Below are 25,665 nucleotides of genomic sequence, written 5' to 3'. Positions count from 1 at the left end.
AAATTTCTTGCCTTCTTTTTGGAATCAGGTTTTCCTTAACCCACCTTTTCAGAGGACAGGTTATGAAATTTAGATCCTATTTACTTCCCTTTCTGGTCTTAACATCCCTACTAGTTATGAATTGTGGCAAAAAACTCCACTTTTCAATGGTGACATCCACATCGATGGAAAATGGACTCCCCTTTTTCGTGTTAGATGGTAAAGAGTGGAAGGCGGAACCGGGAGCTGAATTTGTCAAATTACATTTTTATGCGGACAATGCGTTCTCTCTCAGTAAAGTTTCTATTGAGTCTTGTTCGGGCCAGTTCAAAGACCGTATCGCAGCCTATGTAAATTTTGACGAAGTGTATGCAAGTACAGATGTTCAAAATTCAAATTCAGAAGTCATTTTTGACCCCGTGGTGCAGGCAAGGTCAGTGACTTTGAATTTTCAGAGAAACCAAAATATTTGCCTTAAATCTGTGAAGTTTTATGATGAAAAGAAAAAATCATACAGAACATACGCTCCTGAAATTATATCAGGTTCGGTGACTGCTTCGGAAACAGCATCACCAGAACCAACATATTCAGTAATGAATCTTTTTGATTCTAAATATGAAAATGGATATGCTTCTGTCAAAGGAGGTGTCGGAGTCACATTTAACTTTGATTTTGCGGAAAAGAAAAAGATTTCTGTAATTAAAATTTGGAATGGATACCAACGTTCCGATGTTCATTGTATAAAAAATGGACGAGTGAAATCTTTTCTTTTAACTGGAGATGATGGTTATTCTGCAAAGATAAATGTAGAAGATACAATGGGAAGCCAAGAGATCACACTTCCCACTCCTTATAAGGGACAAAAACTATCGATGAAGGTAGACGAAATTTACCCAGGTTTAACCGAAAAGGGAATCGTTTTATCCGAGTTACGTTTTGGACATGATGGGGATTGGTTTGCGATGGACACACTTCCCAAATCCAAGGCGACAGCTTCCCAAAATTTTGATGCCTTTACGAAAGCCGCTTTACGGAAAGTATTGAATCGTGGTTTGACAGGAAGGGAAGTGACTGAGGTAGCGGAAGGTGAGGTAACAGACCTACCGGCAGGTGCAGATAACGAAGTTTCGGTAGAAGAAAATTTGGATCCACCAACTGCTTCTGATTGGACCATTCGTTTGCGTTCCGATGGAACTTTCTTTTTAGAGGGTTCAACGGCTCGTACCAATTACGACGCGGGCGAAGAAAGTTCGAATCGATTTTATGGAATGGGAAATTATGAAGTCAAAGAAACTAGTCCAGGAAAAATTCATCTCCGTATTTTTGGATTCCTTCGCAAACAAACATTCACTAATTTTTTAGATTATGGTGAAGGTGATTGTAATGGTTGTGGGCGAGATTGTAACCAAGTCAAAAATCCAGACCCAAACAACACTGAGAAAATTTTTCAGGAGTTCGTCACTTTACAAGTTCGAGGCAAACAATATTACTTAACCAATTCTAAAAAAACGGAAAATCTTGATTTTTCAACCTTAGAATTAAGTTTAGAATAAAATTTTTATGGTTCGTTTATTCTGTAATTTAACCTCTGTTATATGTTTTTTTGTTCTGATGTTTGCCTTCTCCTGTGGAGGAGAAGGTGAGAGGCCGAAGGTTTCATCAACAGATACTCCTATATCTAATCCAACTAAAGCAAGTAAGGTGTCTATTTTTATCAAATGGGAGACAACCAAACTTCCTTTACAAATGGAAATTCGTGAACCTAGTGGAGCACAAAGTTTGGTTTTATGGACTACTGGTTCAGTTCAGGAAGGAAAACGGGCTCCATTTGGGGATTTGATTCCTGAGGATATGCTCGTTTTAAAACCAGGTTCCAAAAAACAATTTTTACTCGTGATGAAAAACCCAACGGATTCCCCTGTTTATTTTTTTGCTGCTCCACATTCCGCGATGCCAGTGGAACATAGTTTTGGATTCAAATTCAAATGCCTTTGTGTCAATCATGCATTTACCGTTCCACCAAAGGAAACTTGGTATCGTGTTGTAGAAATTCGTTTGGCACCTGATTTTTTAGGGGATCAATTGACTTTAACGCATAACCTAATAGGAATTAGTCGAGAAAGGATGTTGGAATTTGAAAAAAGTGCAGGAAAATCGATCCCGACTGAGATGGACTGAGTTTCGCATTCATTATAGAAATACATTTATACCAGATTTATATTTTTATTCTCTAAAGTTTTATCGTATGAAAGTTTGAGAAACCATACAAAGAGGATCATAAACATCCAAGAGATTCCACCTGAGACAAGCCTTTCTCCACCGAAAACCAAATGATTGTCGTGGGGGATGGAATCTACAAAATACGGCTGCATCTTAACTACGTAAACCCAACCAGCATGGATTCCGATTGAGAGATACAATTTACGAGTATAAATCCATGCTAAAGATAGAATGTATCCTACTAAAAATAGTCCAATGAATTCAGATACAAAAATCATAGGATCAGAAATGGGTCGGATGAAATGAGTGAGAGAAAAGAATAAACTTGTGTATACGGCAGCTTTTTTTTCTCCTAAATCACCAATCCATGATTGTAAAAGATAACCTCGAAAAAACAATTCTTCAACAAATGCGATACAAAACACTGCACCTAAAAAATATAAACATTTAATTAAATCGAATAACTCCCAAGTTTTTGGTGCTAAGGTAGAAACACCAAAGAAAATTTTAACAACAACCACAAGTGATAATGATAAAATTCCGGCTAAAAATCCAATCCAGAGTTGGTGTTTGTTTATAGAAAAATTTTCAAGGCCGAGGGATTGTATTGATTTTTTGTCGATCTTTTTTCGAAACCAAATCAGTGAAATAAAAAGTACAACCGTAGTTGTCCGCGAAAGGATTTTTGAAAAATGAAATGGTTTTAGTTGAGTCTCTGGATTTTTATGATAAGCAAACATCTGTAAGTTGTAAATAAGTAAGCTGACAAGTAAACTTAAGAGGATGACGGATAGGAAAAAAATGGTAAATTTTTTATAAACAGACATAGGGAAGGTTCGCTAAAACTAGAAGTGTTAGTGTTTTAGTATATCTTACTTTTGATTCAAATGATTTTTTTTAGTATTTTTTCAACAGTTCTCTTTTTTCCTGTTGTTTCTCTTGGCTGAATCAAGTTCAGTGATTAAAATAAGTAGAACACAACTAGAAAAAAAATATTTTTTCTAGGTTAGGCCGAATCATGAAAAACTTCAAAACCTTGATCTTGTTATCCTTAATCTTTGTGAACGGTGTTTTTTCTGAAACCGCAGAGCCTGATTTTAACAATCCCAAAGGTGAAACTGAGATCTTTGTGGCTGTGGCCGCAAACTTTAAGAGTCCATTTGAAGACATTCGGGTTATATTTTTAAAACAAAACCCAAAGATAAAAATTACTATGGTGTTCGGAGCTTCTGGCCAACTAACGAGTCAAATACGGAATGGTGCACCGGTAAATTTGTTTTTATCCGCAGATATGGATTTCCCTCTTGCCCTATTCAATGAAGGGTTTACTCAAAACAAACCAAAAGTATATGCCATTGGAAAATTGATACTCATGTCGCATAAGGAGAAAAACAAATCAAGTTCCGTTTCGGAACATCTTTTGAGTGAAAACACAAAGTTTATTGCCATTGCTAATCCGAGAACTGCTCCCTATGGTAGAGCGGCAGAAGAAACCTTGAAGTATTATGGGATTTATGAAAAGGTTAAGGATAAACTTGTTTTTGGTGAAAGTATCACTCAGGTCAATCAGTTCTTGTCGACTGGTTCTGCTGATTTTGGTTTTACTTCGCTCTCCACAGCAAAGTCCAAAGAAAATCACAATTTGTTTTGGCAAAATATCGATTCAAAATCCTATTCTCCCATCCACCAAGGTGTAGTCATCATTAAGCCTAAGGAAACTCCGGCCACAGAAAAGAATCTAGCACTCCATCAGTTCTTTGATTTTTTTTCTTCTAAGGATGTTAAATCCATTCTTACAAAATATGGTTATGATTCTTACGAAGAATGATTGTTTTTATTTAGAATTTATGAAGAAATATAGTAATATTAGCGAGAGTTATGTTAGTTGATCCTGATCCTCTTCTTTTGACACTGAAACTTGCACTACTGACTACAGTTGTTTTAAGTGTCATCACTGTTCCTATTGCTTATTGGCTAACATTCTCTTCTTTTCGGTATCGTTTTGTTTTCGAAACCATTCTCAATTTGCCTCTGGTGTTACCTCCTACTGTACTTGGTTTTTATCTTTTGCTTCTTTTTAGCCCCAACCATTGGTTTGGCGGATGGATTGAGGAGGTATTTCATTTTCGCATTGCATTTAGTTTTTTTGGGATTCTAATTGGTTCATTGTTATTTAGTTTGCCTTTTATGTTGCAGGCTTTCCAAGTTGGATTTTCGTCCATAACGAAATCTTACATAGAAACAGCAATGGTTCTAGGTAAATCTAAACTGACTATTTTGTTCCGAGTGATCCTTCCGAATTGTAAGGCAGCCATATTAGCTGGGATGGTATTAACGTTTGCTCATACCATCGGTGAGTTTGGAGTAGTGCTTTTGATTGGTGGAAGTATTCCCGGAAAAACTAAAGTAGCTTCGATCGCAATTTTTGAAGAGGTGGAAGCTATGAATTATTTTTCAGCGCATGTATATGCAGCGATGTTAGTTGTTATTTCTATGACAGTTCTTCTTTTGCTCTTTCGTTATAAGAGGAATTTGACTATGATATTGGCCGGGAAAAATTAGTTCATAGTCTTGAGTTTCGAATGATCAAAATAGACATCCAAAAAACTTTTTTGTCCAGATCCTCTAAACCACTGGAATTTAATTTTCAATGTGAGATTCCCTTACACCAAACAAATTCTCTTTTTGGTGAATCAGGGGTTGGAAAAACTACTTTTTTGAAATTACTTTCGGGACTGCTAACTCCTGACCGTGGTTTTATATCCGTTGATGGTCAAACTTGGTTTGATTCCGAAAAAAAAATAAACCTACCCATTCTTTCTAGATCCATTGGTTTTTTATTCCAAGAATCTTCCTTGTACCCAAATATGAATGTGCGCGAAAATTTGGAGTTTGCCTTTCATAAAGGAAAAGGCGACCAACCCTTTTTAACGGAACTAATCTCTATTGCGGAAGTGGGGCATCTATTCAATCAAAAGGTCGATGGATTGTCAGGGGGAGAAAAACAAAGATTGGCTCTTGTTCGTGCTCTCATACAAAAACCCAAATTTCTTTTTTTGGATGAACCATTCACTTCCCTAGACCATAGAATTCGTAACCAACTCGTTTCCCTCATCCAAACATTGCAGAATCGATTTCAAATGACGGTTCTGCTTATCACCCATGAGATCCCGGAAGTCATCAAACTATCAAAAAGAGTCTTTATGGTGTCTGGAGGCCAGATCCTTTTTAGCGGGAATCCAATGGAAATTTTTCGGCAAAAAAATCTTAATTCAATAGAAGCCGAGGTGATGCAAATAAACCAAGATACGGATGAAGTAGCTTTGTGGTTTCCTAGTCCCTATTTGGTGTTTAAGAGAAACACAGATGAACGAAAGTTAGGTGTGGGTGATTTAGTGCACACGGAAATATATTTACCCAAAGGTAAACTGTAAATTAGACTTTTGAAATAAGATTAAGGACAGGTGTGACCCAGAGGGAGATTGTATTTATTCGAAAGATAACATTCAACGATTTCCCTATCACTTGTGGAAAGGGATTGGTCGAAATAAATTAAATCTCCCATAAAACCTTCTAAATAATCTCCATCAGATGGTGGAGCACCTCCTATATTCCAATAATACCTTCCGACATCCAAGTTTCCACTAGTGCAATTGTAAGTAGGTGTTCCGAAACTCGAGGAAGTTACTACGGCCCCTCCTTTATAAACATTTCCTGAAGTTCCGTTGTAGTCAAGTGACATGAGAACGGCTTCATTGATTGAATGGTAAGAAGGATTGGTAATCAATCGAGTAGTAACAATTGATAAATCAAATAAATTTACAACTTTTGTACCTAAAAAACCAGGTAGATACAATAACTTACCAGAATTGCCATTTTGAAAAATACCATCACTTCCTGAAGATTGCAAATCAATAAATACAGCAAAAATGGTATTTGCTATACTATTTAATTCAGGAGTACAAGCTCTTGATAAAAACGTTCCCGTAGAATCTGAATAACGTAAACTTTTTGATCCATTGAGCCCGGTAGCACTGAAAATAGGCTGATTGGCCCCCGTGCCTTGACTGACATGAAGTCCGTTCCCACTCCGGTCATCCAAAACACCTACACAATTGGCTCCTCCACTGCAAGCTCCCGGTCCAAAGGATGCAGCTTCTGGCATTAAAAATAACTTTAAGCTACTGCTAGCAGGTGTTTGGTTCCAACTGCTGACTTGTGTTGGATAATGTCCTGATAGAGCTCTGATTTCCGAAATGCTAAGGACACGATCGTAGATTCTAATCTCGTCTAGATCGCCACTAAAGTTGCCGCCAACTCCATCGAGGCGCCTTCCTACTTCCAGGCTAGGACCTGGGACGGTAGACCATGATTTAGATCCAGAAACACGTAAAACTCCATTTTCATAAATTTCAATGTTGCCGGCAGTATATGTTCCGCAAAGATGCATCCATTGGTTCCGAAAACCTTCGTGAAAGATCACTACATCATCGGCTACACCAAACATTCCTGTGACGGTATCAGTAACTACGAGGCCATTCCCTTGGGAATTGATGAAGGTTCCATAACCTACAATGTATTCGCCAATAGTACTTGATTTATTGAACCAAGCACAAATGGTTCTTGGACTACTTCCTACTGGTAAACCATTTGGGTTTAACCTTTGCATAAAGGAGGCACCATTAAAATAATAGGCTCCACTGGGGTGACCATTTCTATCGTTTGTAGTGGCCGCTACCCCCGAAATGGTTAAATGGTTTCCAGCGCTTCCATAGTCTTTTGTATTCCCATTGAACGGGAAGTAGGTGACAAGTCCTGAAGGAACTTGTGTGGCAAGTTTTTGGATAGCATCGTTGTCTAGGGCTCCATTAAATAATCGAACATCGGAGATTTTACCTTTAAATGGGTATCCGTGTCCTGCTTCCCCCACTTTGAAAGTACTGGCCGGTAGGATCGGGTTCATGGTAAAAACGAGAGAATCTGCTTTACCATTGATGAAAATTTGCCAGTTGGGGTAGGATCTGCGAAGCAATACATGAGACCATTGGTTTAATGGAAGCCGCATTGTAGTCAGTCCACTACCTGCTACACCTGCGAGGATCACTTGTAAACTACGAGAGGGATCAATGGCGAGTCCATATCCATTCGAACCACCTTGTCCATTACTGAATATGAACTGTGTAACCAGGCCACCCGCAGGATAAACCCAGGCGGAGATTGTTAAGTTATCTGTAATAGTGGTTGCGATGTTTACAGTTGATTGGATGTATTCAACACCTCCGTGAAATTCATAAGCACCACCCGCAAAACCGTTTTCATCCATTGTGGGAGTGGGGCCACCTACGATAGTTCCGTGATTTGTTCCAATTGAATCGTTTGTATTTCCATCAAATGTATAACGAAGCAATTCGGAGGGTTCTAAATATCGAAGGGAATGGTTTCCCGTATCGGAAATATAAATATTGAGTCCGTCTGACAATAGATAACCGGGAAAATTCAAAAGACCCATTCCGCCAGTATTGTCAGAATAACCAGGTGTGTTTCCTGCGAGAGTTGTGACTTTGTTTGTGGATAGATCGAGATGTCTGATTTTATGTCCTGACCATTCGGAGATGAATAAATTGGTTCCATCTGTTGTGAGTCCATGTGGGTCATTGAACTGGGCAGCCGTTCCTAATCCATCTGTGGATGCCTGCACTCCATCTCCCGCTATCGTATCTACTGCATTGGTGCCGCTAAGGGAAAGTCTACGAATTTTATGGCCACCTCCTCCGCCGAGATCTGTAATATAAAGGTATCCTCCTAAACCAACCGCAGTGATTGGGGACACAAAGCGAGCGTTAGTTCCTGTTGTGTTGTCTACAAAACTGCATAGAGTGGGGCCTCCGGCGATGGTGCTTACGGCAGTTGTGGTCGGATTCACAACACGAATGGTGCAGTTCCCGCGATCTACAATATAAAGACTTCCGTTAAACATGGTAATGGAAGAAGGATTATTAAAAGACGCAAGGATTCCTGATACGTTGTCAGCTGAGGCGGCATTTCCACTTCCAGCAAACGTAGATACTGTGGAAGTAGCTAAATTGACTTTTCTAATCCTTCCGCCTGTTGATTCTAAAACAAATAAATTGTTTCCATTGGTGGTTAGGCCAACTATTCCATTAAACTGTGCTGCGGTTCCAACGCCATCTTGACAATTGGTTGTTAGAGTACCGGGACAAACAGTTCCCCCTCCCGAATTTCCTCCGGCGAGGATGGTGGTAGTTCCGTTGGATTTATCAATCTTTCGAATCACTGCATTCACAGAATCAGCTAAGTAGATAAAATTACCATCGGTAGTGATCATATTCGGGCCATTAAACCGAGCAGTGGTAGGTGTTGCACTGGCAACCGCCCCTCCTGTGATAGCACCGGCTCCACCAGCATTGACTGGAAAGGAACCAACTTTTGTTTTTAAAAAAGATTTCCTTGAGATAAGACTGGTTCCAAGATCCGAACTTGGATTCGGGTGTATGTTTCCACCTACGATGTATCCGTTAACACACGTTATAAATATAGTTACATTGGCAGCAGCTATAGTTCCCACAGTAAGCGTTGGATCATCAAACGAACAGATTGTACCCACCGGCTGTGAGGTAATGGTCACTGCATAATTGTTACCTGTGGACACAAGGGTTGTGAATTTTGTCAGGCCGGTTGTTGATATATTTAAAGTATCTGCTCCGTTGTTCTGGACTGTGATGGTTCCACTGAGTCCGGAAACATTTACGCCCACTTCATAAAAGTTTGCACCAAGCCCACATGTGATACTTACGTTTGTTATATTGCTACTTTGTACAACACCTTGGGCATTGGCTATGGAACAAGTGAGTCCAGCACCATTGGTAACAAAACTAACATCGTAACTTTGTCCTGAACTGAGTTTCGTTGGGAAAATAAAGTTTCCATCGGAACTCACTGTAACCGATTCTTGGTTGTTCGTGACTGTGACGGAAGTTCCTGGTATGAGTCCAGAGACCACACCACCGATACTATGTCCTGTAAACTGTGGGCCTGAAAAAAAACGAAGGAAGGCCAAAAAATCTAGAGGACTACGAGACAGTGAGGGAAGAGAGCAGGAAGAGAGGAGAAAAAATACCAACGGTAGTGTGAATCTCTTCATTTGGTTGTCCCTGACCTAAATCAAGTCTATAGTTTTGGGTTAATTAATCAAGAAATTTCATAGGCAAAACCCGGAAGTTTTTGATTTCCTGATTTAAATTTGAGGAAATCAAATGTCAGTAAATATCTATGTAGGAAACCTTTCTTACGAAATGACCGAAAACAAGCTAAATGAGCTTTTTTCAGTGCACGGAGCAGTTTCTTCTGCTAAAATCATTACAGACCAATACACTGGTGGTTCAAAAGGTTTCGGTTTTATCGAAATGAAAGAACGTAAAGATGCAGACAATGCAATCAATGATTTAAACGGAAAGAATATTCTAAACCGAGAAATGAAAGTGAATCCTGTCTGCATTAGAGTGCAGATGTTTTTTTCGGAAACTCTAAAATAAACTTACTCCCTTGATTTGGCTCCGATTCCACTTTGATATTCCCTCCATGAAGACGCATAAGTTCCAAACAAAGTTTAAGACCAATCCCAAACCCTCTTTCTCCCATGGTTCCTTGTGATGGCTTCGGATTAGAAAAAATTTCTTTTTGCAGTTCTTGTGAAATTCCTTGGCCATTATCTTCGATAGTGATTTCCGTATAATCAATCTGTTCTTCTGAACTCACACGGATCCAACCATTCGGGTAACTGAATTTAATTGCGTTTGAGATGAGATTCCGAAGGATTTCGGCTAGAATGGACGGATCTGTATAAACGGTTACATTTTCAGGAATGAGCCAATCAATTTGTAATGATTTTTTTTGTAGATCAAATATGATCCCAGTCTTAAGAGGATTCGTTATTTCAACTAACCGATTCTCTGATAGTTGTAAAAGGTATTGCCCCTGGTTTCTGCGGAACCGGTTTAGGTTTAATAGATGTTCCACAGTTGACATTGCATTTTCTAAGATCACAAACACTTGTTTGTAAATATGCGTTTTATCGACTTCGTTAGAATCTTCGTCTGTCGCAATGGTTAACGCAGAGTAAACGGTGCTAAGTGGCGAACGTAAATCATGAGCAACAAGAGATATGAATTTATCTTTCCATTCATTCGCTTCTTCGGCAACTTGTTTTGCTTCTTTGTATTCACTAGTACGAAGGATCACTGTTTTTTCTAAGGATTCGTTGAGCGCGATCAGTTCTTTTCCTAGAGTTTCGTTTTTGATAAAAGATTTTGTGAAATAAGAAGCAAGAACCAATGATTGAAATAATACTGTTGAAAGATAAGAATATTTTAGGATCAAAAAATAGTTCAGTATACCGTAGAGATAAAGAGTGTCATTGATCGCAGTCAAAAATAAAAAAACTTGAACTACTAACAGTGGAATGGCCATTTCTTTTTTTTGAAAAACAGCGTGGGTAATACCAATGATGGTGTAAAATAATCCGACGATCGTTAAAAATAATCCGTAAAATGTTGTTTGTGACCCCAATTCTGATGGTGTTATTAAAACAAAAAGAAATAATAATGAACAAGATATGACAAAGAAATTAGTAATTCGTTTTGAAAAGTTGTCTGGAAATCGTTCGGTTAGAAATAAAAGATAAGAAGGCATGGCTAAGAAAAAAATCAAAGAAAGTACAAAAGCAATTCGGTAAGGGACATTTGGAAATAAGTAGTATAACGAATCTCCATTGAGCGAAATGGAGTGTAAGGCAATGATGAGACTATACAAACCAAAGTAAAAAATTAGAATTCGATTTCTTCTGAATAAAAATACGACAAAGTGATAGAATGCCATAAATAATAGGGCACCGGTGAGTAGAGAATCTCTTGTAATTTCTAGGAAGGAATCGTGACTTATATTTTTTTGAAGACCTAAAACCGGCGGATACCAAAAAGCTCCGTCATCATGATGAAAATTAGATATATGGACAAGGATTTTTGTTTCTGCCTTCGGATAAGGAAGTATTATGAGTCCCGAACTACGAGTGGGAACCATGGTAACTTTGGATGTTCCTACTTTTCCAAGTTGTAACTTCAAAACTCCATCGATATATATGGACATCGCTGCTCCACCAGTTTGAAAGAATCGAAGTGCGTATATATTTTCTTTTGCAGACTCAGGGAATAAAATATTCAATTGGTAGGTGGCGTAACCAGTGCCTTCAAATTTATTTTTCCATCTTTCTCCGATAGTTTGGAAATCATCAGAGTTGTCTGAGTTTTGATTTTGTTTATGAGAGCTAATTAATTTCTCTGGTATGGATTGGTTAGGTAGGTTGAATTGATTCCAGTGGAAAGTCCATTCCCCTGATAGGGGAAGGGATTGTTGGAAATCCCAATCCCTAAAGTCAATCTGTCCATGGATGGCAATGGGACTGTCTGTTGTATGAGAAAGCGGAACGCAACTATATAGGCAAAACAACCAAAACAAAAGTTTCCAATTCATTTTTCGAAAAAACCGATGATTCGGATTTTACCCGACACTGCAATCGTGCAAACTTGAGTTCTAGTGTCATAGGTTTATTTTTCTTTATCAAACTCAATTAGTACAAAGTCTAGTGAGTTCGGATCGTGGTCTGTGGAAACCAAATCAATTTTATCTCCGTTCTTTCCGAATTGGGATCCTTGGGATCGTTTTGTTTGGACTACTGATTGGAACTTTTCTAAATAGGAATTTGATTTTGATCGATTGACGGAAACATTGATTGACTTGTAATCTAACTGCTTTTTCGCAAAAACAATAACGATACTATCTTTTTTGCCAACGTTATCTACTTCTAAACTTTGTTTTTTGGGAAAAACTCTGACTCCACTGGTTCCGCAATACGGACTATGTTTATCTGTATAAGGAAATAGAACATAGGAGCTACCATCCGTCTCCTGGCCAAAAATATAAAGATAAATTGGTTTTTCGTTTTTTACACTGACTTTGAATCGAGTCCCAATCTTGATTGGGTTTTTTGTTTTGTAGATATTATCCTTAATTTGTTCTAATGGGATGAATTCTTTGGTGGAATTGTCAATCAAACCAAGTTGGTAAGAAAAAGTTTCGTTAGGTGCAAAAGTTTTTGGTGGATAAAGAGCATAAGCCTCTCTAACAAATAAATTAAAATCTTCGTAACGAATCCAAAAAATTCCCTTATGGCCAAATCGTTCCCCCCAGGAATTCATGATTTGGAAGGCACCACCTTCTTTGTTATCATCATAACCAATGGCAGTCATTGCATGGCCACCCCAGTCTCCCGATGAATCTTTTCCTTTTTTATAACGTTTGACTGCTTTGTAATCCTCTGAAGTGGGAATCCAAACTGCTTTGTTTAGGTCTAAAAAAGTTCCACCAACTTCCATCGAAATCACTATAGGAGAACCTTGAGATAAATATTGTTTGATTGAATCAATATCAGTTTCGTATTTTTCGCCATCTTCTGTTAGGCGTTGGTAACCCTCAATTCGAAACTCTTTTGCTTTTTCCTTTTGTTCTGAAGAAGGTTTGTTGCGGCACGAATTTTCATTGTAAGGAAATTCTGAAAATTGTAAATTCCCTTGTTTTTTTAAATCTTCCAGTAAGTCGACAGGGTAAGCCCCGTCACAATCTTTATCTGTGTTTTGATTGAACAGATAAGCCGGACTAAAACTAACCTTGTTTGGATCCTCTCCCGTTGCTTTTGCGTGTAAAATGGTTCGCGCAGCGTAGGAAACGGCCCAACCTGTACATGAACCTTGCTCCCCTTGGCTTTGTCTTTTGGGAGCGTATTTGAGTAAGGAAACTTCGGAAGGTAACGTGTTCTCAGAATCTTTCGAAAGTGGTTCATAAACGGGTGTTCTGTCATACTTTTTCGTATCAAACTTTGCACCTAATTTATGAGGGCCATCTGACACAGATTCGGTGGAATGATCCTCTTCTGTGTCAGAATCATCTGAAATACTTCCAATACAAATGAGTCCAAGTAGGCTTATCAGTAGAATCGGGATCATTACCTTAGGGTATTTAAAAATAAGTCCACCGAGGAAGGCGATAATCGCTATTAGAAAAAAAGAACTTCCTTTTGACTTTGATTCTTCTTCTGGTTCCTTGTCGTCATCTGTCATTCGAATTGGCATTGTGATTCTCTATTTGAAGTTGATTGTAATCTTTGTTTTGTTGTTGGTAACGTTGGCTGTTTTCTTTTTTGCATCAATGGAGTCAATCTGTTCATATTGGATTGGAATGACTAGTTTGCCTGTTTTATTTATGGCACCATACTTTCCTCCTACAATCCTTGAATGTTCATCCTCTGGTTGTAATTTACAGCCATTACATACGATAGAAAAACCGTTTACAAAAGGAAAAACAAAATCATAACTCGCAGGGATTTGTTTTTTGCAATGAGAATCAAAAAAACCAAACTTACCGTTTTCTACAAACCGCGCGAGTTTTTCTGAATAATAATCAGGCCCATTATCATAAACAAAGGTTTCCAAAAGAATTTTGTTTTTGGTATCAATACATACCCACTTGTTGTCACTCACAACAAAACTGACTGATTCTTTGGTGAAGTCCATCACATGTTGGTATTGGGGTTTGATGATGACTTTGCCCGATTTATTTTTAAAACCATAAAGCCCATTTTCTTCAAAAGAAATTGGAAGATTAGACTTAGCAAGTAATGGTATAAAGAAAATTAAGAAAGTTAAAAGAAATTTCATAACACCTACTGATTAAAAATTAAATAGTAAACCATTGTAGCTAAACCAAGACTTGTAATTAAAGGAACGATGACTCCGGGAAAGGAAAATCCAAAAACCCAAAACAAACCGACGACAAGTCCTAGATGAAAACCTATTGGTACGGTAACCATTGTGATCATAGACCAAGCAGGATTTTGGTCGAATTGCGCAATGATGAAAGGTCCAAAAAAACCGACGACCCCGCCTAATACAATGAACCCTGCAATAATTAAAATTGATTTTATTATTATCATAATGTTACTTAACGCAGTTCCATCCGGTCTGCCATTTGCGATCGTTTGTGTGATTCCACTTCCCATCTAAATGTGTTGGATCTGGAGACATACGTTTGATGGCTAGTTCGAATTCAAATGCTCCGGAATCACCAGTTTCTGATTCAGACCAGACACCACTGAATGTATTACCAGTAATGGTTCCTCTCAAACTTCCTCCGTTGTTATCATAAACACCAGTGACTGAAATTCCGTTCTGTTTGAGTGTAAGTTTCCCAAAGTCACCACAATCCCAAGTGCCTGATATATTTTTTGTAAATCCACCTTGTGGTTTTGCTTCGTACTGTTGTCCTTTTTGTGCTGAAACGGATGCAGTCAGCGTAAAAAAAATACAAATCGAAATGATTTTGGAAAATTTTAATTTCATCTAGTCTCCTTTAGATTACAAAACTTTAAAGTTCTAAAATTCATTGTCAAGTTCTTTGGACTTCTTTTTTGTTTAAGGTCTCTTCATTTCTTTATAACTAACTGGTTTAAAAAACTTTATATCATTGGAAAGGATTAGTAGTACACCGTAATTACTGTAAGTGGTTTCGTTGGATTCATTACTAATAGATTTGTTATGAATGAATCGTTCTTACTTCATTGAATTTATACGAACCAAGAATCGAGATTTTGCCTTTTCTTGTTCTTCTTAAAGATCGAATTCGATTGACAATCTCCTACTGTCCGTTAGCATTCCAGGAAATGTTTCCATATATTCGTATTGCTGTAGTCTTGATTGCCATTAGTATTTGTTCGTACTGTTCGCCGCGATCTGGACAATTACAAATTCCCACTGCGGCGGCAGGAACATTAGATCTAAGTTTGTGGTCATGGCTTCAGGGGACGGTTCCTCTAGATGGGGAATGGAAACTCGATGGAGTTCCTTGGGAAGTCCCGTCCACCAAGGGATTTCATGGAAATCCTCTGGGGCATGGTGTTTATCGGTTAAAAATTATACTACCGGACAATTCTCATCAATTAGCTATATTGTCTCCCTTGGTCGGAACCGCCTTCTCGTTGTCAGTTGATGGGGCTGTCATAGCAAAAGAAGGTCTTGTTTCGCCCGTATCGGGAAGTGGTTTTCCTTCTTATCGGCCAAGGGTCATCTTAATTCCGAAAACAGAAAAAACTGAAATGGATTTGGAGGTTGAGGTATCAAACTGGGATGATCAATTTGGCGGTATCTATTATAGTTTAACACTCGGTACTTTAGATCAAATTCAAGGGATCCGAACACAAGCAGTGATTTGGGAGGCCTTTCTCTTTGGCGCCATTTTTCTTATGGGACTTTATCATTGTGGTTCCTTCTTCTTCCGTAGTCAAAATAGGGCGCCACTATGGTTCGGTGTATTTTGTTTGATGATTTCATTTCGTTCTACTTTTTACAGTGAAACATTGTTTTTAGAAATTTTCCCAGATGTTAGCTGGTATTTTGTGATTCGTGGTGTATATGTTACCATGGCATTGGCATTGGTAAGTTTTGCTGCCTTTGTTGATCGTTTGTATCCCAAATTTTCATATCGGCCAGCAACAATCATTACCATGATTGGTGGGATTTTATATGCAGTCATTAATGTTACTGCCCCTATTGTTTGGACAACCAAATTGTTAGTTCCTTTTCAATTGTTACTTGTTTCTTATGGAATCTATAGTTTAATCATTGTTGGCCGAGCACTTCTTCATAAAGAACCCGGAGCAGGGTTATTTGTTGGGGGAACAGTTGTTTTTTTGTTCACCGTATTGCTTGATATTGTAAAAAGTCATTTTTTCTGGAATCTTCCATCTTTAGTGAATGTAGGGACATTCGTTTTTTTATTAGCACAGTCTTTGGTTGTTGCACGTCTTTTTGCTAATGCATTTGCTACGAGCGAAATGCATTCTGCCGCCTTAGAAAAAATAAATTCCTCTCTTGAAAGATTCATTCCTCGAGAAGTGTTGGGTTTATTGAATAAAAAAAGTATCACAGAAATTGCTTTAGGTGATTTTACCGAAATGAAAATGACTGTATTCTTTTTGGATATTCGAAATTTCACTGGTTTATCTGAATCAATGAGTCCAAAAGAAAACTTCAAGTTTATCAATTCGTTTCTTAAACTATTTGGTCCCATCATTAGAGATCATAATGGATTTGTGGATAAATACCTGGGAGATGGAATGATGGCACTTTTTCCTGGCCCACCTGATGAATCTTTGGTGGCAGCCATCGCCATGAGGCATGCACTTCGGGAATACAACGATGGGCGGGTTAGGGGTGGATATCAGGCTGTGGAGTTTGGGATTGGAATTCATACTGGCCCACTAATGCTTGGGACTATCGGTGAAAACAGAAGGATGGACTCCACTGTCATTAGCGATACTGTCAATGCCGCCAGTCGTTTAGAAGGGTTAACAAAAAAATATTCTGCCGATATTCTTGTTTCTGGATCTACGATTGCTAGTTTGGAGCGGCCTGAATTGTTTCAGACAAAGTTTGTTGCAGAAGAAACTGTAAAAGGAAAGCTAAAGCCAATTGAAGTTTTTCTTGTCACACATGAGTCTTAGAATTCTAAAAAAATAAATGACTCTAAAGCAATCTTGTGAAATTTTTGGCATTTCCCAATTTCGTGGAAACCAGGAAACAATCATCAAACATGTTTTATCGAAAAAACATGCTCTCGTCCTTATGCCAACGGGTATGGGCAAATCTTTGTGTTATCAAATCCCTGCTCTCACATTGCCAGGAACGTGTATTGTCATTTCTCCTCTGATAGCTCTCATGAAAGACCAAGTTGCCGCCTTACAAAGTAAAGCTGTTCCTGCAACATTTATCAATTCTAGTTTGGGGAAAAAGGAAAGGTTGGATCGGTATGACAAACTAAAATCTGGAGAGTATAAAATAGTATATGTTTCTCCGGAAAGATTTCAAAAAAAAGAATTTTTGGATGCACTTAGTGGAATCAATATTTCTCTTCTTGCCATTGATGAGGCACATTGTATCAGCCAATGGGGTCATGACTTTCGGCCTGACTATACTAAAGTTGCTTGGTTTCGTGAAATTTTAGGTTCTCCAACTACCATTGCATTGACGGCGACTGCCTCCAAACGAGTACAAGATGATATCATCACTCAATTGGGATTTTCCAAAGAAAAAATTCAGATTTTTGACAATGGTTTGTTTCGTCCAAATTTGAAACTATCGGTAATGGATTGTTTTGATTCGGAATCAAAATACAAAACAATTTTGGAAGATTTGAATCAGTCGAAAGGTGCTACTATTATCTACTTTAGTTTGATTAGCGAATTAGAAAAGTTTAGCCACTTTTTGGATACGAAACATAAAAAGCATTTTTTTTATCACGGCAAACTTTCTCCAGATCAAAGAAACAAAATACAATCTTTATTTCTTAAATCAGAAGATGGGCTTCTACTTGCTACTAACGCTTTTGGAATGGGGATTGATAAACCAAATATTCGTAATATTTATCATGCACAAATTTCCGGAAGTATAGAGTCTTATTACCAAGAAATTGGTCGCGCAGGGAGAGATGGTCACCCTTCTGATTGTAGACTTTATTATTGCCAAGATGATCTCAGTGTACAAATGGAATTTATTGAATGGCAAAACCCTGATGTATCGTATTTGAAAAAATTATTTCAAACCTTACTACAAAAACAAACTGAATTACCCAGTTTGGATTATGAAACCTTACAATCTTATTTGACTTATAAAAACAAAGGAGACCATCGAATTCAAACAGCTCTAAGTTTATTGGCAAGTAAAGGTCTTATTTCTGGGGATATCGAACGTGGAACTTTACAAATTGAGTCCACTTGGTCTGATTCCTTTTTTTCAGAAGCCGAATTGTTGGATAAAAAAAAGGAAAATCAAAAACGACTCTATCAAACGGTTCTTTATACAAAAACAAAAGATTGTCGGCGGAAGTTCATCCATGAATATTTTGATTCTCCTTTCGAGATTTGTGGGAATTGTGATTTGTGTTTAGATCCTTTATGATTTGCCTATGGCTACGGAGCCCAATTGTGTAACCGATTTCAAACCGAATTTCATTTATAAATGTCTTGATAGTTGAAATGATATTTTCTTTATTTCTTGTTTAAATTGTTCGTTTGCAAAAGCTGGACTTAATTCCGGGAGGAATGGGGTGTAAATCCTCAGCTGACGGCGCAACCGTGATTTCCATACTACTATGGAATAAGTCGGATCTTCCCGTAAATGAATCGCCCGTAAACGATCATTTGCACCGAAAATTTTTTTCAGGGCCCCGGACAAATATGTCATTGGGTCGTCTGCAATTGAACAAACTACAACTGAACAAATTCTGCGCTCCTAATGACAACAAAGGAGACAAAATTGAAAATTCAAACAAACTTACTTCTTGTCAGCACTTCCTTTCTTTTGGTCTGGAATTGCGAAACAAAACCATCTAACGTAGATTCGACTCTACTTTTACCATTGTTACAAATGGAAAATACAAACCCCATCGATGGATCGGACAATCCAGACATTCCTGGTCCCGTCTCCTCTCATCCTGGTGTTTGGTTGGCAGATACAGTAAAGTCTGCGCCTGGGCATACAGGCTCAGGAATCGGAAATAGTAATAATGCAGTGAATGGAGTTCGCGGTGCTGGTCTTACTGGAGGTGGAACCGATGTATTTTCTTTATACTATACATTAGCAAATGATCATATTATTTTAGAATGGTCTGGTCACAAAATTACCAATGGTCCTGGTATTGATTTTATTGTTTTTGAAAATGCATTCAAAGTATCTAACCCGAGTACATATTTTATGGATATCATTATCGTTGAAGTTAGTAACGATACTACCAATTGGTGTGGGTTTAATCCGAATTATAGTTTTGCGCCAGAAACAACATATTCTAAAAATCCTGCTGATTGGCCAAGGTTTGCTGGCAGAAATTCAGTATTATTTCATGAAACAACGAAAAATTTTGGACATGATCCTAGTTTAGTTTTTGAATTGGCAAACTCTGGCGGAGATGGATTTGATTTAGATGAACTAAGTGATGTATCTAATTCAGCAGGTGGATCTGGATGTAATTCCAGTTTAAGAGATGAATTGAAAACTGGATTTACTTACATCAGATTGTCTTCTGCATCTTCGGTTCGTTGGAAAAACCCAGATACAAATTTGGCTTTTGTAAAAGAAGCCATTTCCAATGGGCCGGACATTGACGGAGTGTACGCTAGATACCGAACTACGAGATAAAATACTAGAACTACATTTTGACCATCCAATAGATTTAGGGATCCCCTTGTTTGGGTGGTCGTTTTTTTTAGAAAAAAATACGTCTTATCATTCATGCGAATATTTTCTCACGAATGGTTTCTCACGAAAAATAATTTGGAATGACAAATTCATTTCTTCGGTAATTATGAAAATAGATCTCTGCCCCGTGTATCACTTTGTATGAAACAACAAGTTTTTCTAAATATTGGTGAAGCTTATTTTACCTCAGGCTTTTATGAAATCCGAACTATTTTGGGATCTTGTGTTTCTGTCTGTTTGTTTCACGAAAAAACAAAACATAGCGCCATCAATCATATTCTCTTACCAGGTAGTAACGACAAAATAGAAGAGAAAAAAAGTTCACGTTACGGAATTACTTCCATGGAACTTATCATCAATGAATTTGTGAAACTCAATATCCCACGTAATGAATTAAAGGCAAAAATCTTTGGTGGATCCCAGACTTTAAAACTAACAACGAGTCATGCTGGCCCTAAAAATGTAAGTTTTGTTAAAAGTTTTTTGCAAACGGAAAAAATCCCAATCGTCAGTGAAGACACAGGTGGGGAGTTGTATCGAAAGTTGGTTTTCCATACGGATAGTTATGACGTTTTTATAACCAGGATACCTGCGAACCTATCTACTGAAATTCTCACACAAGAAAGACATTTTGAAACTAAGGTTCGCGAAAGGATGGTTAAAAAAACGGCCATTTATACATTTTAAGCTGTAATCCGTTTTAGTACTTCGATCAAATCTTCATCATCAAATGGTTTCACAATCCAAGCTTTTACACCTGCGTCTTTTCCGGCTTGCCGCAAGTGATCACTAGATTCTGTAGAAACTATCACGATATTGGCTCCAGCTCCTTTGGGGTGGGCTAAAAAATCACGAGATAATTCGATTCCATTTTTTCCTGGCATGTTGACATCAAATACACAACCATCAAAAGGGCCATTGAGTTCCAGGCTTTTCATTGCTTGTTCTGCATTTTCTGCTTTGAATATTTCGTAACCTTCATCACCAAGAACCATTTCCATTAGTTTTAAGGCAGTTGGTGCATCATCACAAAGTAATATTTTTTTTGACATATTGAATCTCCACTTTCATTATAAATATTGTAAAATAACATCTGGTATGGCGGAAAGACTTACCTGTTTTTCAACACCACCTAACAAAAACGCTTCTTTGGGCATTCCATAAACTACGCTAGACTCTTCGTCTTGACCGATGGTTCGTCCACCAGCATCTTTGATTCCTTTTAATCCACTAGCTCCATCTCTTCCCATTCCTGTGAGTAAAATGGCCAAACAATGATTTCCCATCTTTCCTTGTGAGATAGAGTTAAACATTACGTCTACGGATGGACGATGGCCACTAACTTTATCAAACATTTCGACTTCTAAATAAAAACGTCCTGCCATTCGGCGAACGAGGAGATGTTGGTCACCGGGTGCTAAATAAACATGACCATGTTCTAAAATATCTCCATGGGTTGCCTCTTTCACGGGAAGGCCAGTCGTTTGGTTAAGCCTTTGCGCAAACAAGGTTGTGAAATGTTCTGGCATATGTTGTACAACAACAATGGGGGGTAGGTCGTTTGGTAATTTATGTAAAATAAAATCTAATGCTTGGGTTCCGCCGGTTGATGCACCAATGGCAATCAGTTTGATGTTGGTTTGTTTGCCTTTGGGGCTGACCAGTTTTGGTTGGGAATTTGTGACGTATTGTTTTGGTTTTGCGCCTAAACCTAATTTCTTAATTTTGTTTGTAAGTTCTTCTAACATTCGTAAAAAATCAGCTTCCGTACCATCTGGTTTTTTTACAAAATCCATGGCACCTCTTTCAAGTGCTTTGATTGTCGCATTAGCACCTGATACTGTATAGGTGCTAAGCATAATTACTGGCGTTGGAAAGTTTGGCATAAGCCAGTCTAAAAACTCGATTCCTGACATCCCAGGCATGTCCACATCCAAACTTATTACATCTGGAAGGAGTTGAGGAATCAAACGTTTGGCTTCCAAAGCATTAGCTGCTGTTCCAACAACTTGTATGTTTTTGTCACCAATAAACATCTCCGAAAGGACTTTTCGCACAACCGATTGATCATCAACAATGAGTAACTTAATCATCAGTCGATTCTTTGCATTTTTTGAAAAATGGATTTAACATCTAAAATCAAACTGACATTCCCACTGCCGAGAATGGTAAATCCGTTTACACCATTTGCTTCTTCTAAAATTCCTTGCAACGGTTTGATGACAACGTTTTGGTTGCCGATGATTTCATCAACTCGGATCCCTATTAGTTTTTTTTCATATTCAAGGACAATCATAAGTGGATCCAAACCATCATAAAAAATTTCTTCTCTATGGTTAAGGATTCTATTAATATCAAAGATGGGTATGAATGTCCCACGAACATCGATTACCTTTTGGTTGTCTTCCAAAGGGATTTCTTCTCTATCTCTAAGGCTAATAAACTCTCTCAGTTCAGTTGTTTGGATTGTGAAAAATTTATTTCCTATACGGACAACGGTTCCTTCCATAATTCCAAGGGATAATGGAATTCTTAATATAAAACTTGTGCCCTTACCATAACGACTATGGATTTCTATTTTTCCGCCCATCCTTTCTACGTTTTGACGAACAATATCCATTCCGACACCACGGCCAGAAATATCCGTTACTGATTCTGCAGTTGATAGACCAGGAACAAAAATTAGATTGTAAACTTCTTTATCAGAAAGTTGATCCGTATCACCAGATAGAATTCCTCTTTCGATTGATTTTTTGATTATTTTTTCTCGGTTCAGTCCTCTCCCATCGTCACGAATCATCACCCAAACTTCGTTAACTGATTGTTTGGCGCTTAGTTGGATGGATCCTACTTCAGGTTTATTGGATAATAAACGTTCTTCGGCATTTTCAATTCCATGATCGATTGAGTTTCTTAAAATATGGATAATGGGATCTGCAATTAAATCAACAATGGATTTATCGATTTCTGTTTCTTCTCCGCTTATGTACAATGCTACTTTTTTATTGGCTTTTTTCTGTAGATCCCTGATCAGGCGGGACATTTTATGAAAAACTCCACTAATTGGTATCATTCGTGTGGAGAGTGCAACTTCTTGTAGATCTAAAACAATTTTACGAAGGCGATTGATTGAAGAATTAAAATCTTCGTTTCGTAACGATTTCAACATTGGGTGTTGGGTTACATTCGATTCCGCAATGACTAGTTCACCAACTAAATCCATAAGAGCATCTAACTTTTCATTGGCGACCTTTATCTCTTTTTTATGGACTGCTGTCGGAACATTCATTCCCTCTTTGTCGATAGGGGTTTTTGTTTGGGTAAATGAATCCTTTGATTGTTTTTCCGTATTAATTTGAGGTTGCAGAATCTCCGGGTTTCTGACTTCTTCCGGTTGGGGAGAAGGTGCAGGTGATTCACCAAAAATTTCAAAAGCAGGTTTTTTTGTTACGACTGCCGTAGAAACATTGGAAGATTCCTCTCCAAAAATTTCGTAACTTTTTTTCTTTGGTTCATTTGTTTTGGCTTCTATTTCCGAAACATTTGTTTCTTGGGCCAGTTGTTTGATCTCTCGTTTGAGAACTTCAATGATTGCTTCTGACTCTTCATCTAGTTCCGGGTTAGATTTGGTTTCATCTACTTTTTGTAATAACCTTCGGAGTTGGTCACAGGTGTTAATTAATACTTGGCATATATCTTCGTTTGGAAGTAATTTTTCTTTTCGCAAAATATCCATCAGGGTTTCTGCTTCGTGAGAAATTTTTACCAAACTTTCCAGTTTTAGTAATCCACTTGAACCTTTAAAGGTATGGACGGCCCTGAATAAGTTATTAATTAACTCTTCATCATAATCACCTGATCTATCATTGATTTCTTCAATAGAGAGAATTGCTGATTCACAAACCTCTATGAGTTCAAATCCTTCAGGGATAAAATCGAGTAAGAGCTGTTCTCTTCCCATAACTTAACTCAGAATTTTTCAGTTAAAGCAGCGTGTTCATGCCCAGAACCAAAAACATTGGAAGATTTATTATTTTTTCCAAACTCAGCAGCTATGTTTTTGAGATCACCAGGTTTGCCTGGGATAGTTTTTTTCTGTTTTAAATGCGCCAATTTATCTTTATCTATTTTAACCAAGGTTCCCATAATTTCCATTAGGTGGCCGGATTGTTCTTTTAACTCATTGGACGTTGCCGCTAGTTCTTCCGAAGAGGACGCAGCAATTTGAGTTGTTTGGTCCATTTGTGTCATGGCTAGAGAAATTTGGTTGATTCCTGAGGATTGTTCGTTGGAAGCATCTGCAATGGAAGAAACAAGTTCTGCAGTTTTTTGAATGCTCGGAACAATTTCTTCAATGACTTTACCAGCTTCTTCAGCAAGAGAAACACTATTAAACGAAAGTTGATTGATTTCTTGTGCTGCCACTTGGCTTCTTTCTGCTAATTTTCTGACTTCATCTGCTACGACCGCAAATCCTTTTCCGTGTTTTCCTGCACGAGCGGCTTCAATCGCAGCATTTAATGCAAGTAAGTTGGTCTGGTAAGCAATTTCCTCGATGATTTTGATTTTGGAAGAAATGTTTTTCATGGCGTCCAAAGTTTTGAAAACAGATTCTCTACCTTTTGTGGTTTCTTTGGCAGAGTTAGATGCAATTTCATTTGTTTCGTTGGCCGCTTGTGAGTTCTGAGTTACGGAAGATGACATCTCTTCAATAGAAGCGGTTGATTCTTCAATCGAAGCTGCTTGTTCACTGGCACCTTGGCTGAGAGAATACGCTGTGGAAGAAACTTGTTCTGCGGCGGTTGATACAGTTGTTGCGATTTCCACCGCAGAGTTTAATGCCTTTGTGATACTAATGATGATCCAAGCAGCGATTACTATAGAAATAACGGCAGAAACTACAAAAAGACCTGCCATAAAAATAAAAATCCATTGATAGAGTTCATCTGTAAGTTTGTTAGCTTCGTCCATATCGGCAGCTGCCATGGCCGCAATATCATCGGCTACTGAGTCAAACTTATCTGCGGCAGGTCGACCTTTAAATGTTGAAATGTCTTGCGCTTGTTGGGTTAAGTTTTTTAAAGCAACAACTTTGACTTCTTGAAAGGCCGCGTCATAATCTTTGTATGTTTCCTTTAATTCTTTTAATTTTTCTTTATCCTTTTGATTTCCTAACTTTTCTAATTCGTCAATAAATCCAAATAACTCCGATTCATATTTTTTTCGTGCAGTTAATCTTTGGTTCATTAATTCCATAGTTTGATCGAGAATTAGGTTTTTTTCGTTCCGGGCCAGCCAGATGAATTTTGTTCGAATTTTTTCGGAAAATTGAACCTTCGGAGAATAAATCAAAACCAAATCGGTTACTTTTTGGTTAAAGATATTAACGCTGTAAATTCCTGATCCAGTACCTATACCTATAAATAAAATTAACAAACTGAATCCGAGGATCAATTTTCCTTTCACTGTCATGGATTTTAAATTAAACATTTTTATTCCTCTTTTTAAGTTTGATTATTAATTGCTACATCTAACGCAAGTTGGTCTTCGTCTTTCAGAAGTTTTTCAATATTGAGTAAAACTTTGACATCATCGCTGACTTTTGCTATGGACTTAATGAACTGATTCCCTTGGTGGTCTCCAAACTTTGGTGCTTCTTCCATATTTGTTGGTGGAATTTTGATTACCTCTTTTACGGTATCAACAATAAGTCCAATGAGTTGTTGGTTCACATTGAGAATGATAACACAGGTTTTGTCATTATAACCAATGGATTGCATACGGAACCGGTCACGAACATCGATAAGTGCAATCACTTTTCCCCTGAGATTGATGACTCCTTTGATAAAAGTAGGCATGTCGGGGATTTCGGTAATGTTCTGCATTCCTACGATTTCGGTGATGAATTTGATTTCGATCCCATAACTTCGGTCAGCGAGTGAGAAGATTAGAAAGCGACCATCTAAGGTATCATCGTCATCGTAATCATCATTTTCGTCGGAAAGTGAGTCCATGTCTAAGTTGTTCATCGTGTCGCCTACTTGTGATCGAAAAAAGTAAAATCGGAGCTAACGTCATCAAAATCATAAAG

At 37.9% G+C, this 25,665-nt stretch carries 22 protein-coding genes; 10 read left to right on the top strand and 12 right to left on the bottom strand.

What is annotated here, in order from left to right; genetic code table 11:
* Positions 1 to 62 precede the first annotated feature (62 nt).
* Both EHQ16_RS10975 and lsa20 read left to right on the top strand, forming a co-directional pair.
* The gene (locus tag EHQ16_RS10975; protein WP_135635626.1) at positions 63 to 1,532 is read left to right on the top strand and encodes an NADase-type glycan-binding domain-containing protein; all 1,470 of its coding nucleotides are present in this window, start codon (positions 63 to 65) and stop codon (positions 1,530 to 1,532) included.
* A 7-nt stretch (positions 1,533 to 1,539) separates the two neighbouring features.
* The gene (gene lsa20, locus EHQ16_RS10970) at positions 1,540 to 2,157 is read left to right on the top strand and encodes an LIC11469 family lipoprotein adhesin Lsa20 (protein WP_135635628.1); all 618 of its coding nucleotides are present in this window, start codon (positions 1,540 to 1,542) and stop codon (positions 2,155 to 2,157) included.
* A 26-nt stretch (positions 2,158 to 2,183) separates the two neighbouring features.
* On the opposite strand, the gene EHQ16_RS10965 is transcribed toward lsa20, so the two are convergent.
* Positions 2,184 to 3,026: a CPBP family intramembrane glutamic endopeptidase gene (locus EHQ16_RS10965; protein ID WP_135635630.1), complete on the bottom strand. Its 843-nt coding sequence runs from the start codon at positions 3,024 to 3,026 to the stop codon at positions 2,184 to 2,186.
* A 191-nt stretch (positions 3,027 to 3,217) separates the two neighbouring features.
* Between EHQ16_RS10965 and modA the strand changes: the two genes are divergently transcribed.
* Genes modA through EHQ16_RS10950 form a run of 3 tightly spaced genes read left to right on the top strand, consistent with a single transcriptional unit; the run spans position 3,218 to position 5,633 of the window.
* Positions 3,218 to 4,027 carry a molybdate ABC transporter substrate-binding protein gene (modA, locus tag EHQ16_RS10960; protein WP_135635632.1) on the top strand — a complete coding sequence of 270 codons (810 nt, stop codon included), beginning with the start codon at positions 3,218 to 3,220 and terminating at the stop codon, positions 4,025 to 4,027.
* Positions 4,028 to 4,077: 50 nt separating this feature from the next.
* Entirely contained in the window at positions 4,078 to 4,761 is a 684-nt protein-coding gene (modB, locus tag EHQ16_RS10955) for a molybdate ABC transporter permease subunit (protein WP_135635634.1), read from the top strand.
* Between the two features lie 20 nt (positions 4,762 to 4,781).
* Positions 4,782 to 5,633, top strand: coding sequence for an ATP-binding cassette domain-containing protein (locus tag EHQ16_RS10950; protein WP_135635636.1), 852 nt, complete (start codon positions 4,782 to 4,784; stop codon positions 5,631 to 5,633).
* A gap of 20 nt (positions 5,634 to 5,653) precedes the next feature.
* Here the strand turns inward: EHQ16_RS10950 and EHQ16_RS10945 are convergent, their stop codons facing one another.
* The gene (locus tag EHQ16_RS10945; protein WP_135635638.1) at positions 5,654 to 9,361 is read right to left on the bottom strand and encodes a LamG-like jellyroll fold domain-containing protein; all 3,708 of its coding nucleotides are present in this window, start codon (positions 9,359 to 9,361) and stop codon (positions 5,654 to 5,656) included.
* A gap of 112 nt (positions 9,362 to 9,473) precedes the next feature.
* Between EHQ16_RS10945 and EHQ16_RS10940 the strand changes: the two genes are divergently transcribed.
* Entirely contained in the window at positions 9,474 to 9,752 is a 279-nt protein-coding gene (locus tag EHQ16_RS10940) for an RNA recognition motif domain-containing protein (protein WP_135635640.1), read from the top strand.
* On the opposite strand, the gene EHQ16_RS10935 is transcribed toward EHQ16_RS10940, so the two are convergent.
* The 5 genes from EHQ16_RS10935 to EHQ16_RS10915 all read right to left on the bottom strand — a co-directional run bounded on the left by EHQ16_RS10935 (position 9,715) and on the right by EHQ16_RS10915 (position 14,666).
* Positions 9,715 to 11,745 carry a sensor histidine kinase gene (locus EHQ16_RS10935; RefSeq protein ID WP_135635642.1) on the bottom strand — a complete coding sequence of 677 codons (2,031 nt, stop codon included), beginning with the start codon at positions 11,743 to 11,745 and terminating at the stop codon, positions 9,715 to 9,717. The two genes, EHQ16_RS10940 and EHQ16_RS10935, sit on opposite strands and share 38 nt — an antisense overlap.
* 74 nt (positions 11,746 to 11,819) lie before the next feature.
* Complete coding sequence (locus tag EHQ16_RS10930; RefSeq protein WP_135635644.1) at positions 11,820 to 13,400, bottom strand: C1 family peptidase; 1,581 nt, start codon at positions 13,398 to 13,400, stop codon at positions 11,820 to 11,822.
* A gap of 9 nt (positions 13,401 to 13,409) precedes the next feature.
* The gene (locus EHQ16_RS10925; protein WP_135635646.1) at positions 13,410 to 13,985 is read right to left on the bottom strand and encodes a WG repeat-containing protein; all 576 of its coding nucleotides are present in this window, start codon (positions 13,983 to 13,985) and stop codon (positions 13,410 to 13,412) included.
* 5 nt (positions 13,986 to 13,990) lie between these two features.
* Entirely contained in the window at positions 13,991 to 14,260 is a 270-nt protein-coding gene (locus EHQ16_RS10920; RefSeq protein ID WP_135635648.1) for a hypothetical protein, read from the bottom strand.
* Positions 14,261 to 14,264: 4 nt separating this feature from the next.
* Positions 14,265 to 14,666, bottom strand: coding sequence for a hypothetical protein (locus EHQ16_RS10915; protein WP_135635650.1), 402 nt, complete (start codon positions 14,664 to 14,666; stop codon positions 14,265 to 14,267).
* Positions 14,667 to 14,986: 320 nt separating this feature from the next.
* Between EHQ16_RS10915 and EHQ16_RS10910 the strand changes: the two genes are divergently transcribed.
* From EHQ16_RS10910 to EHQ16_RS10895, 4 genes are all read left to right on the top strand, one after another.
* Entirely contained in the window at positions 14,987 to 16,825 is a 1,839-nt protein-coding gene (locus EHQ16_RS10910; protein WP_135635652.1) for an adenylate/guanylate cyclase domain-containing protein, read from the top strand.
* 16 nt (positions 16,826 to 16,841) lie between these two features.
* Positions 16,842 to 18,278, top strand: a complete 1,437-nt coding sequence (locus tag EHQ16_RS10905) for a RecQ family ATP-dependent DNA helicase (protein ID WP_135635654.1) — start codon at positions 16,842 to 16,844, stop codon at positions 18,276 to 18,278.
* A gap of 357 nt (positions 18,279 to 18,635) precedes the next feature.
* Positions 18,636 to 19,514 carry an LIC_13355 family lipoprotein gene (locus tag EHQ16_RS10900; protein ID WP_167482656.1) on the top strand — a complete coding sequence of 293 codons (879 nt, stop codon included), beginning with the start codon at positions 18,636 to 18,638 and terminating at the stop codon, positions 19,512 to 19,514.
* A gap of 201 nt (positions 19,515 to 19,715) precedes the next feature.
* Positions 19,716 to 20,261: a chemotaxis protein CheD gene (locus EHQ16_RS10895; protein WP_135635659.1), complete on the top strand. Its 546-nt coding sequence runs from the start codon at positions 19,716 to 19,718 to the stop codon at positions 20,259 to 20,261.
* Here the strand turns inward: EHQ16_RS10895 and EHQ16_RS10890 are convergent.
* Genes EHQ16_RS10890 through EHQ16_RS10870 form a run of 5 tightly spaced genes read right to left on the bottom strand, consistent with a single transcriptional unit; the run spans position 20,258 to position 25,603 of the window.
* Positions 20,258 to 20,626 carry a response regulator gene (locus EHQ16_RS10890; RefSeq protein ID WP_135635661.1) on the bottom strand — a complete coding sequence of 123 codons (369 nt, stop codon included), beginning with the start codon at positions 20,624 to 20,626 and terminating at the stop codon, positions 20,258 to 20,260. The genes EHQ16_RS10895 and EHQ16_RS10890 overlap by 4 nt on opposite strands.
* A gap of 18 nt (positions 20,627 to 20,644) precedes the next feature.
* The gene (locus tag EHQ16_RS10885) at positions 20,645 to 21,667 is read right to left on the bottom strand and encodes a protein-glutamate methylesterase/protein-glutamine glutaminase (protein WP_135635663.1); all 1,023 of its coding nucleotides are present in this window, start codon (positions 21,665 to 21,667) and stop codon (positions 20,645 to 20,647) included.
* Positions 21,667 to 23,535: a chemotaxis protein CheA gene (locus EHQ16_RS10880; RefSeq protein ID WP_135635665.1), complete on the bottom strand. Its 1,869-nt coding sequence runs from the start codon at positions 23,533 to 23,535 to the stop codon at positions 21,667 to 21,669. The genes EHQ16_RS10885 and EHQ16_RS10880 overlap by 1 nt, the downstream gene beginning before the upstream one ends.
* A gap of 8 nt (positions 23,536 to 23,543) precedes the next feature.
* Positions 23,544 to 25,064: a HAMP domain-containing methyl-accepting chemotaxis protein gene (locus EHQ16_RS19665; RefSeq protein ID WP_135635667.1), complete on the bottom strand. Its 1,521-nt coding sequence runs from the start codon at positions 25,062 to 25,064 to the stop codon at positions 23,544 to 23,546.
* Positions 25,065 to 25,078: 14 nt separating this feature from the next.
* Positions 25,079 to 25,603 carry a chemotaxis protein CheW gene (locus EHQ16_RS10870; RefSeq protein ID WP_135635669.1) on the bottom strand — a complete coding sequence of 175 codons (525 nt, stop codon included), beginning with the start codon at positions 25,601 to 25,603 and terminating at the stop codon, positions 25,079 to 25,081.
* Between the last annotated feature and the right edge of the window lie 62 nt (positions 25,604 to 25,665).

Origin of the sequence: Leptospira kanakyensis, from assembly GCF_004769235.1 — a bacterium.
Taxonomy (GTDB): Bacteria; Spirochaetota; Leptospiria; order Leptospirales; family Leptospiraceae; genus Leptospira_A; species Leptospira_A kanakyensis.
The sequence above is the reverse complement of the archived record's forward strand: the minus strand, read 5'-3'. Positions and strand labels throughout refer to the sequence as shown.